This window comes from Gammaproteobacteria bacterium, assembly GCA_029884425.1.
GTDB lineage: Bacteria > Pseudomonadota > Gammaproteobacteria > S012-40 > S012-40 > JAOUHV01.
Genome location: JAOUHV010000008.1, coordinates 81,450 through 90,568, shown reverse-complemented (window position 1 = coordinate 90,568; position 9,119 = coordinate 81,450). Strand labels below are relative to the sequence as shown.

General features: G+C 51.5%; 10 protein-coding genes. All 10 read left to right on the top strand.

Translation table 11 applies throughout. The features are described from left to right. Positions 1-165, top strand: a 165-nt coding sequence (locus tag OEW58_03985; protein MDH5300501.1) for a hypothetical protein, incomplete at its 5' end; no start/stop codon positions are given. 26 nt (positions 166-191) lie between these two features. Then, entirely contained in the window at positions 192-1,268 is a 1,077-nt protein-coding gene (serC, locus tag OEW58_03980; GenBank protein ID MDH5300500.1) for a 3-phosphoserine/phosphohydroxythreonine transaminase, read from the top strand. A gap of 14 nt (positions 1,269-1,282) precedes the next feature. Further along, positions 1,283-2,374 (top strand): prephenate dehydratase, encoded by a 1,092-nt coding sequence (gene pheA, locus OEW58_03975; protein ID MDH5300499.1) that lies wholly within the window; start codon positions 1,283-1,285, stop codon positions 2,372-2,374. Positions 2,375-2,377: 3 nt separating this feature from the next. Then, positions 2,378-3,490 carry a histidinol-phosphate transaminase gene (gene hisC, locus OEW58_03970; protein ID MDH5300498.1) on the top strand — a complete coding sequence of 371 codons (1,113 nt, stop codon included), beginning with the start codon at positions 2,378-2,380 and terminating at the stop codon, positions 3,488-3,490. A gap of 5 nt (positions 3,491-3,495) precedes the next feature. Then, entirely contained in the window at positions 3,496-4,356 is an 861-nt protein-coding gene (locus OEW58_03965; protein ID MDH5300497.1) for a prephenate dehydrogenase/arogenate dehydrogenase family protein, read from the top strand. Between the two features lie 12 nt (positions 4,357-4,368). After that, positions 4,369-5,694: a 3-phosphoshikimate 1-carboxyvinyltransferase gene (gene aroA / locus OEW58_03960; GenBank protein MDH5300496.1), complete on the top strand. Its 1,326-nt coding sequence runs from the start codon at positions 4,369-4,371 to the stop codon at positions 5,692-5,694. Between the two features lie 2 nt (positions 5,695-5,696). Next, on the top strand, positions 5,697-6,368 hold the full coding sequence (cmk, locus tag OEW58_03955; GenBank protein ID MDH5300495.1) for a (d)CMP kinase: 672 nt from the start codon (positions 5,697-5,699) through the stop codon (positions 6,366-6,368). Between the two features lie 169 nt (positions 6,369-6,537). Further along, positions 6,538-8,211: a 30S ribosomal protein S1 gene (gene rpsA, locus OEW58_03950; protein ID MDH5300494.1), complete on the top strand. Its 1,674-nt coding sequence runs from the start codon at positions 6,538-6,540 to the stop codon at positions 8,209-8,211. Positions 8,212-8,395: 184 nt separating this feature from the next. Further along, positions 8,396-8,713 (top strand): integration host factor subunit beta, encoded by a 318-nt coding sequence (locus OEW58_03945; protein MDH5300493.1) that lies wholly within the window; start codon positions 8,396-8,398, stop codon positions 8,711-8,713. A gap of 115 nt (positions 8,714-8,828) precedes the next feature. Then, a complete protein-coding gene (locus tag OEW58_03940; GenBank protein MDH5300492.1) occupies positions 8,829-9,119 on the top strand; it encodes a LapA family protein in 291 nt (96 codons plus the stop codon).

The following is a 9,119-nucleotide window of genomic DNA, read 5'->3' as shown; positions in this document are numbered from 1 at the left end:
CGTACCCGTGTCGCAGAAATTTCTACCATGGGTCGAAACGCGCAAGGCGTGCGTTTGATCAATCTGGTGGACGGCGAAAAGCTGGTGGGCCTGGATCGAATTTGTGAAGTAGATATCAATGGGGAAGGCGAGGATGATGTCGCCGCGGAGACCCCGGAAGCATAGTTTTCCTGTTGGGAGTGTGATTGAGAATGAGCAGGGTGTTTAATTTCAGTGCCGGTCCGGCCATGGTGCCGGAAGAAGTATTGCTGCAAGCCAAGGCCGAAATGGACGATTGGCGCGGCACCGGTATGTCGGTGATGGAAATGAGTCATCGCGGCAAGGAGTACATGTCCATTGCTGGGCAGGCCGAAGCCGACTTGCGCGAAATCATGAACATTCCCAAAAATTACAAAGTGCTGTTCCTGCAGGGCGGTGCCAGCAGTCAGTTTGCGATGGTGCCGATCAATTTATTGCGCGGCAAAAAAAGCGCGGATTACATCGTCAATGGCACCTGGAGCAAAAAGGCGATCGATGAAGCCAAGCGGTTTTGCACCCCCAATCTGAGCGCCAGTGTCGACAAGTGGAACACCGTTCCCGCGTTTGATACCTGGAAACTCAACTCTGATGCTGCTTACGTACACTACACGCCCAACGAAACTATCGAAGGCGTCGAGTTTCCGTTCATCCCTGACACTGGTGATGTGCCGCTGGTGGCAGATATGTCATCCAATATTTTGTCGCGGCCCATGGATGTCAGCAAATTTGCGCTGATTTATGCCGGTGCGCAAAAGAACATTGGTCCTGCCGGTCTGACTGTGGTGATTGTGCGTGATGATTTGATTGGTCATGCGATGCCCAGCATGCCGCTGATGTTTGATTACAAAATTCACGCGGATAACGATTCGATGTACAACACGCCAGCGACCTATTCCTGGTACATCGCTGGACTGGTGTTTGACTGGATCAAGCGTAAAGGTGGTCTGGATAAAATCGCCGAAATTAATGATCGCAAGGCCAGCAAATTGTACGCGGCGATTGATGGCTCGGATTTCTACAGCAACCCGGTGGAAAAACACTGCCGCTCATGCATGAACGTGACATTCACCTTGGCTGATGCCTCGCTGGATGATGTGTTTTTGAAGGAAGCCGCGGCAGAGGGACTAACGACACTCAAGGGACATCGTTTGGTGGGTGGCATGCGTGCCAGCATTTACAACGCCATGCCTGAAGCCGGGGTGGATGCCCTGGTTGCATTCATGAAAGATTTCGCAGCGCGTCGCGGTTAATTGTAGAAGACAGCATGGCAAACGAAGAGCAACTCAAACAACTACGCGACCAGATTGATGCGATTGATGAGCAGATTCAGGAGCTGATCTCGCGTCGTGCGGATTGTGCGCACAAAGTGGGTGAGGTCAAGCGCGCGACTGGCGAGGACGTGGTGTTTTACCGCCCTGAGCGAGAAGCGCAAATTTTGCGGCGCGTGAAAGAACGCAATCGTGGCCCGCTTGCCGCTGATGAAATGGCTCGCTTGTTTCGCGAGATTGTCTCTACCTGTCTGGCGCTTGAGCAGCAGTTGTCGGTGGTGTATCTGGGGCCGGAAGGTTCTTACACGCACACCGCCGCGATCAAACATTTTGGCAAAGCAGTTAAACCCGTACCAGTGGCGGCGATTGATGAAACCTTCCGTGAAGTCGAAGCCGGAAGTGCGGACTATGGCGTGGTGCCGGTGGAAAATTCCACCGAAGGTGTGGTCAATCACACCCTCGATATGTTCATGCGCAGTCCGTTGAAAATTTGCGGCGAAGTTGAACTGCGGATTCATCATCACTTGCTCAGCAAAGAAAGTGACGTCAAAAAAATTAAGCGCATTTATTCGCATCAGCAAAGTTTTGCCCAGTGCCGCGAATGGCTCAATGCCAATATGGCCGGGGTTGAGCAAATCGTGGTTGGCAGCAATGCGGTGGCGGCCAAGCGTGCCGCAGAAGAGCCAGGCACTGCTGCAATTGCCGGCGAAACTGCAGGCAGTTTGTACGAACTGAATTCACTATTCGCCAACATCGAAGATTCGCCAGATAACACTACGCGCTTTTTGGTAATAGGCAAGCACATGCCAGGTCCCAGTGGGGCGGATAAAACGTCGCTGTTGTTGTCGGTTAAAAATCGTCCTGGTGCGTTGTACGGTCTGCTTGAACCGTTCCGACGTCATGGAATCAGTCTGACGCGGATTGAGTCGCGTCCCTCGCGTCGTCAGGCGTGGGATTATGTGTTTTTTGTCGATCTGGAAGGTCACGCACAGGATGAGCATGTGCAGCAGGCTTTGTCTGAATTGAGTGATGAAGCTGTGATGGTCAATGTTCTGGGTGCCTACCCCAAAGCCGTGTTTAAAGGATAATGTGTGAATCGTTGTGATTTTGATTTGTTGCAGTTGGCAACGCCCGGTGTTTCCAGTCTGAAGGCTTATCCGCCCGGTAAACCGCTGGATGAACTCAAACGCGAATACGGTATCAGTGAAGCGATTAAACTGGCTTCCAATGAAAATCCTCTGGGTCCCAGTCCTGCCGTTATTGATGCGGTAATGACGGCGATGAGAGATGTAGCGCGTTATCCCGATGGTAACAGCTACTATCTGAAAAAAGCGTTGGCTGACAAACATGGCGTAGAGTTGAATCAAATCATCATTGGCAACGGTTCCAATGATATTCTGGAACTGGTTACTCGTGCGGTGGTAACGCCGGAACATGAAGTGCTGTTCTCTGAGCATTCGTTTGCAGTTTATCCGATTGTGACCCAGGCCGTGGGTGCCAAAGCGGTTGTCGCACCGGCAAAAAACTGGGGCTACGATCTTGATGCACTGGCTGCACGTATCAGCGACAAGACGCGGATTATTTTTATTGCCAATCCCAATAATCCAACCGGAACCTGGTTGCCTAAAAACCAAATCAAGGCGTTTCTCGATAAAGTCCCCAGTAATGTGCTGGTGGTGTTGGATGAGGCGTATCACGAATACGTGGGCGAGCCTGAATATGGTTCGGCACTGGCGTGGGTGAGTGAGTACGACAATTTGTTGGTAGCACGTACTTTCTCCAAAGCATACGGTATGGCGGGATTGCGCGTCGGTTACAGCGTATCGCATCCCAAAGTGGCGGACTTGCTCAATCGTGTTCGTCAGCCATTTAACGTCAATAGTCTGGGGCAGGTGGCGGCAGTGGCGGCGCTGCACGATAAAGATTATTTGGCGCGCGGCGTGAAACTGAACAATGACGGCATGGCACAATTGATTGCTGGTTTTGAATCACTGGGTCTCGATTATATTCCGTCAGTGGGCAATTTTATCTGCGTGGATTTGGCACAAACGGCTGCGCCGATTAACGAGCTGTTGATGCGCGAAGGGGTGATCGTTCGCCCTATCGCAAACTACGGCATGCCTAATCATTTGCGTATCAGTATTGGTCTGCAAACTGAAAATGCCCGTTTCCTGACGGCTCTGAAAAAGGTTTTGAATAAATAATTGTCATGATTAAACAGTTGACCATTATTGGCGTCGGTTTGATCGGCGGTTCACTGGCGCGCGCTGCGAAAAAAAATAATCTGGTGCAGCGTGTTGTAGGTGTGGATCGCAACATAGATCAACTGAAAAAAGCGGTTGAACTGGGCGTGATTGATGCCTACGAAACCGATATCGCCAACGGTGTGAAAGACGCTGAAATTGTCGTGGTGGCAGTGCCATTGGGGGCAATGGAGTCGGTGTTCGCGGCGATGAAAGATCATTTGCCCGCCGATGCCGTGATTTCCGACGTGGGATCGTCCAAGCGCAGTGTGGTGGATGCCGCGAAAAAAGCGTTTGGTCAGTTACCGCCGGGATTTGTGCCCGGACATCCGATTGCTGGCACGGAAAAAAGTGGCGTTGAAGCCTCATTTGCCGAACTGTATGAACAGCGCTGCGTGATTATCACCCCGGTGGAAACATCCGCGCAGTGGGCAGTGGAAAAGCTGCAGGCGCTGTGGTCTGGCTGTGGTGCAGAAGTCTCCAGTATGAGTGCCGAGCATCACGATGAAGTGCTTGCTGCGACCAGTCACTTGCCGCATGTGCTGGCGTTTGCCTTGGTGGATACCTTGGGGCAAATGCACGAGAGCAAGGAAATTTTTAAATACGCCGCTGGCGGGTTTCGCGATTTTACGCGCATTGCCTCCAGTGATCCGGACGTGTGGCGCGATATCTGTCTTGCCAACGGCGATGCACTGCTGCTTACACTTGAACGTTATAAACAGGAATTGGATACGCTGGCGCAGGCAATTGTCGCCAAAGATGCCAAACAGGTTGAAACCATTTTGCGACGTGCGAAACAGATTCGCGATCGTCATGTGATTCGTTAGGAAAAAGACATCATGGGCCATTCAGAAAAAAATATTCGTTATGTTGCCAAAGCTGGCGGTGCGCTTAAGGGTACGGTTCGTGTGGCGAGTGATAAATCCATTTCACATCGCAGTATCATGTTCGGTTCGCTGGCCGAAGGTGTAACCGAAGTGTACGACTTTTTGGAAGGCGAGGATGCGCTGGCGACACTGAAGGCGTTTCGTGACATGGGTGTGAGCATCGAAGGCCCAAAAAATGGTCGAGTGACCATTCGCGGTGTGGGCATGCATGGGCTGAAACCGCCGAAAAATGCGCTGGATCTGGGTAACTCTGGAACATCCATGCGCCTTTTGTCTGGTTTGCTCGCGGGGCAGTCATTTGATTGTACGCTGATTGGCGATAAATCTTTGTCCGGACGCCCTATGCGCCGCGTCACTGATCCGCTGTCCAAAATGGGCGCGAAGATCGACAGTACTGAAAAAGGCACTGCGCCTTTGCGCATTCATGGTGGCAGCAAGCTCAAAGGTATTCGTTACGATATGCCCATGGCCAGCGCACAGGTGAAATCCTGTTTGTTGTTGGCAGGGTTGTATGCCGAAGGTGAAACCTCGGTAACTGAACCGGGTGTGACCCGTGATCACACCGAGCGCATGCTGCAGGGCTACGGCTACGACGTTAAGGTTGAAGGCAGTCGCGTTACCTTGCAGGGCGGGGGGAAACTGGTATCTCCTGGCAAGTTGCAAGTGCCGGCGGACATTTCTTCTTCTGCATTTTTCCTGGTGGGAGCGAGTATCGCGCCGGGCTCCAATTTGCTGCTGACCGATGTGGGCATCAATCCTACTCGTACCGGCGTGATCGATATCCTGAAGCTGATGGGGGCGGATCTGACCCTGGAAAATCAGCGCATGGCCGGTGGCGAGCCCATTGCTGACATTCGGGTGCGCAGTGCCAAGTTGAAAGGAATCAATATTCCTGAAGAGTTGGTGCCACTGGCGATTGACGAATTCCCTGCGCTGTTCGTTGCCGCAGCCTGTGCGGAAGGCCGTACCGTATTGACCGGGGCTGAAGAACTGCGTGTTAAGGAAAGTGACCGTATTCAGGCGATGGCCGATGGCTTGGTTGCGCTGGGCGTCAAAGCCAAGGCAACACCGGACGGTATCATTATTGATGGTGGCCCAATCAGTGGCGGTGAAGTGGACAGCCTGGGCGATCATCGTATTGCCATGTCGTTCACCATGGCGGCACTTCGAGCATCTGGTGACATCATTATTAATGATTGCGCGAATGTGGCAACGTCGTTCCCCAATTTTGTGAGTTTGTCCCGCGAAGCGGGTCTGGATATGACTGTCGAGGGCTAAAAATGACTAAGCTCCCCCGGGTTTTGACCATTGATGGCCCCAGTGGCTCTGGCAAGGGTACGATTGGCTGGAATATTTCCAGAGAATTAGGCTGGGATTTTCTCGATAGTGGGGCGATTTACCGGCTATTGGGTTTGTCTGCTCACCAGCGGGGAGTGGATTTGGCGGATGAGGTCGCGCTGGTGGCTTTGGCGCAGCAACTGGATATCCGCTTCGCGGCGGTTGATGGGGCGGATCACTTCATTACCCTGCTTGATAATCAGGATGTTACCGCTGAAATTCGGACCGAGGAATGTGGTCGGTATGCCTCCAAAGTGGCGAGCTTGCCTTTGGTTCGCCAGGCGCTGTTGGCCCGTCAGCGGGCGTTTCGTCAGGTCCCTGGGCTAGTAGCCGATGGCCGGGATATGGGCACTGTGGTGTTCCCGGACGCAGATGTGAAGGTGTTTATGACTGCCAGTGCCAAAGTGAGAGCGGAACGACGCTTTAACCAGTTGAAACAAAAGGGCATTGATGCTAATCTTGGACAGATTTTGGCCGATATCGAGGAACGCGACGCTAGGGATACTTCCCGCGCCGTTTCACCGTTGGTTCCTGCAGTAGATGCGGTGGTGATTGACACTTCTGCACTTGGTATTGAGGAAGTAACGAGGCAGGTATTGGCCTTGATCCGTTAAACATACGTTTTTGTTAATGTCAGGGCAAGTGATCTGTGGGGCTCCCATCACGAAATGAGCGCTACGGGCTTGCCTGTCTTGACTTTTATAAACTAACGCGTGGATTTTTCGGTTGGAGTGATGGTGCTGACTGAACTGTTCATAAGACTATTGATAAGGCTGATTTATAATGGGTGAAAGTTTCGCGGAACTGTTTGAACAGAGTTTACAGAACGAAAACATGACTCCGGGTGCAATCGTTACTGGTTTGGTAATGAGCATCGAAAACGGTTATGTTGTTGTAAACGCCGGTTTGAAATCTGAGGGTGTTATCCCTGTTGAACAGTTCTACAGTGAGAGCGGTGAGCTGGAAATCAAGGTTGGCGACGAAATCGAAGTTGCCCTTGATACAGTAGAAGACGGCTATGGTGAAACCCGTCTGTCCCGTGAAAAAGCCAAGCGTGCTCAAACATGGATCATGTTGGAAAAAGCACACGACGCCAATGTAACCATCACTGGTATTATCAGTGACAAGGTTAAAGGCGGCTTCACGGTCGAAATCAAGAATGTCCGCGCCTTCCTGCCCGGTTCGTTGGTGGATGTGCGTCCAGTGCGTGACTCTTCCTACCTGGAAGGCAAAGAGCTGGAATTCAAAGTTATCAAAATCGATCGCAAGCGCAACAACGTGGTTGTTTCTCGCCGCGCCGTGGTTGAGAGCGAAAGCTCTGCCGAGCGCGATGCGCTGCTGAAGAACCTGGAAGAGGGTTCTGTTGTTAAGGGTATTGTTAAGAACCTGACAGATTACGGCGCATTCGTTGATTTGGGCGGTATCGATGGTCTGCTGCACATCACTGACATGGCCTGGAAGCGCGTTAAGCACCCAAGCGAAGTTGTGAATGTTGGCGACGAAATTGAAGTTAAGGTTCTGAAGTTTGACCGCGAGCGTAACCGCGTATCTTTGGGTCTGAAGCAAATGGGCGACGATCCTTGGTTGGATATCGCACGTCGCTACGCCATGGGCACTCGCATGTTCGGTAAAGTAACCAATATCGCTGATTACGGTTGCTTTGTTGAGGTTGAGGAAGGTGTTGAAGGTTTGGTTCACGTATCCGAAATGGATTGGACCAACAAGAACATCCACCCAAGCAAAGTGGTTAACGTTGGTGATGAAGTTGAAGTCCAGGTGCTGGACGTTGACGCAGAGCGTCGTCGTATTTCCCTGGGTATCAAGCAGTGCCAGGAAAATCCCTGGGAAGTGTTTGGCTCCAAGCACAACAAGGGCGACCACATCAGCGGCAAGATCAAATCTATCACTGATTTCGGTATCTTCATCGGTCTGGATGGCGGTATTGATGGTCTGGTTCACTTGTCCGATATTTCTTGGAATGAGACTGGCGAAGAAGCCATTCGTAACTTCAAGAAAGGTGACGAAGTTGAAACCGTTATCCTGGTTATCGATCCAGAGCGTGAGCGCATTTCTCTGGGCATCAAGCAGTTGGAAAAAGACCCGTTCTCCAACTTCCTGGCTGAACACACCAAGGGCAGTGTTGTCCGTGGTACCGTTCGTGAAGTAGATGCCAAAGGTGCGACGATCGATCTGGGTGATGGCATTGAAGGCTATTTGCGTGCTTCTGAAATGTCTATGGAGCGCATTGAAGATGCGCGCAAGGAATTCAAAGAAGGTGATGCGGTTGAAGCCAAGTTCATTGGCGTTGATCGTAAGAACCGCGTGATTTCCTTGTCTATCCGTGCGAAAGACAGTGACGAAGAAGCGGAAGCGATCAATGACTATCGCGCAGGATCTTCTGCCGGTGGTGCAACTCTTGGCGATCTGCTCAAAGAACAGATGGAAAGCAAGAGTTAATTGCACTTGGATATGTGGCTCGGACAGTGTCCGGGCCGCATAGCCCGAAAGGGTAGTTGCTGCGATATCAGGTCTATGCTCTAATTAAGTCAATGACCTACAGCTGTATGCTGAGGTTGTTTCGGGCGATAACAAGCGAGGACGTTGATGTATGAATGATGACAGTGACGTACAAGAAAATACCGTGACGAAATCTGAATTGATGGAGTCATTGGCTCGCAAGCTACAGGCTCGGCAGGATTCACTGGCGCAGAAGGATGTAGAACTGGCAGTGAAAACCATGCTTGAGCAAATGACACAAGCATTGGCTGTTGGAGAGCGGATCGAGATCCGTGGCTTTGGCAGTTTTTCTCTTCACTTTCGGCCTCCACGCTTGGGGCGAAATCCAAAAACGGGCGATCCGGTGCCATTGTCGGGAAAGTTCGTGCCTCATTTTAAGCCCGGCAAGGAATTGCGTGAACGCGTAAATGCGGCGCTGCAGGATGAGCTCAAAAATAGATAGCCACCCCCCCCTCTTTTGGTGGTAAATCCGGTGCGCTGCCAGCGGTGACGCTTTGAGTGGCGCTTAAAGCTATGTATGATAGTGCAGGTTGAATGTAGGCCATCAGGGGATAGGCATGTCGAAATTGATCCTATACATTTTCCTGTTCATGATTTTGCTGCTGGTTCTCAGTTTTTCTGTGAATAATTCGCACACTGTCAATTTGAATTATTTCCTCGGCTCAGTTGACTTGCCATTGGCCTTGTTGCTGGTGCTGACTTTGTCAGTGGGGGCTATTCTGGGTGCGCTGGTAATGTTGCGTCCAGTGTTGTCTTTGCGAATGGAAGTGGGCCGGTTACGTCGTGGCAAGCGTGCGGTTGAACAAGAGCTCAACGGTTTACGTTCCTTGTCTGTCAAGGAGCAATAA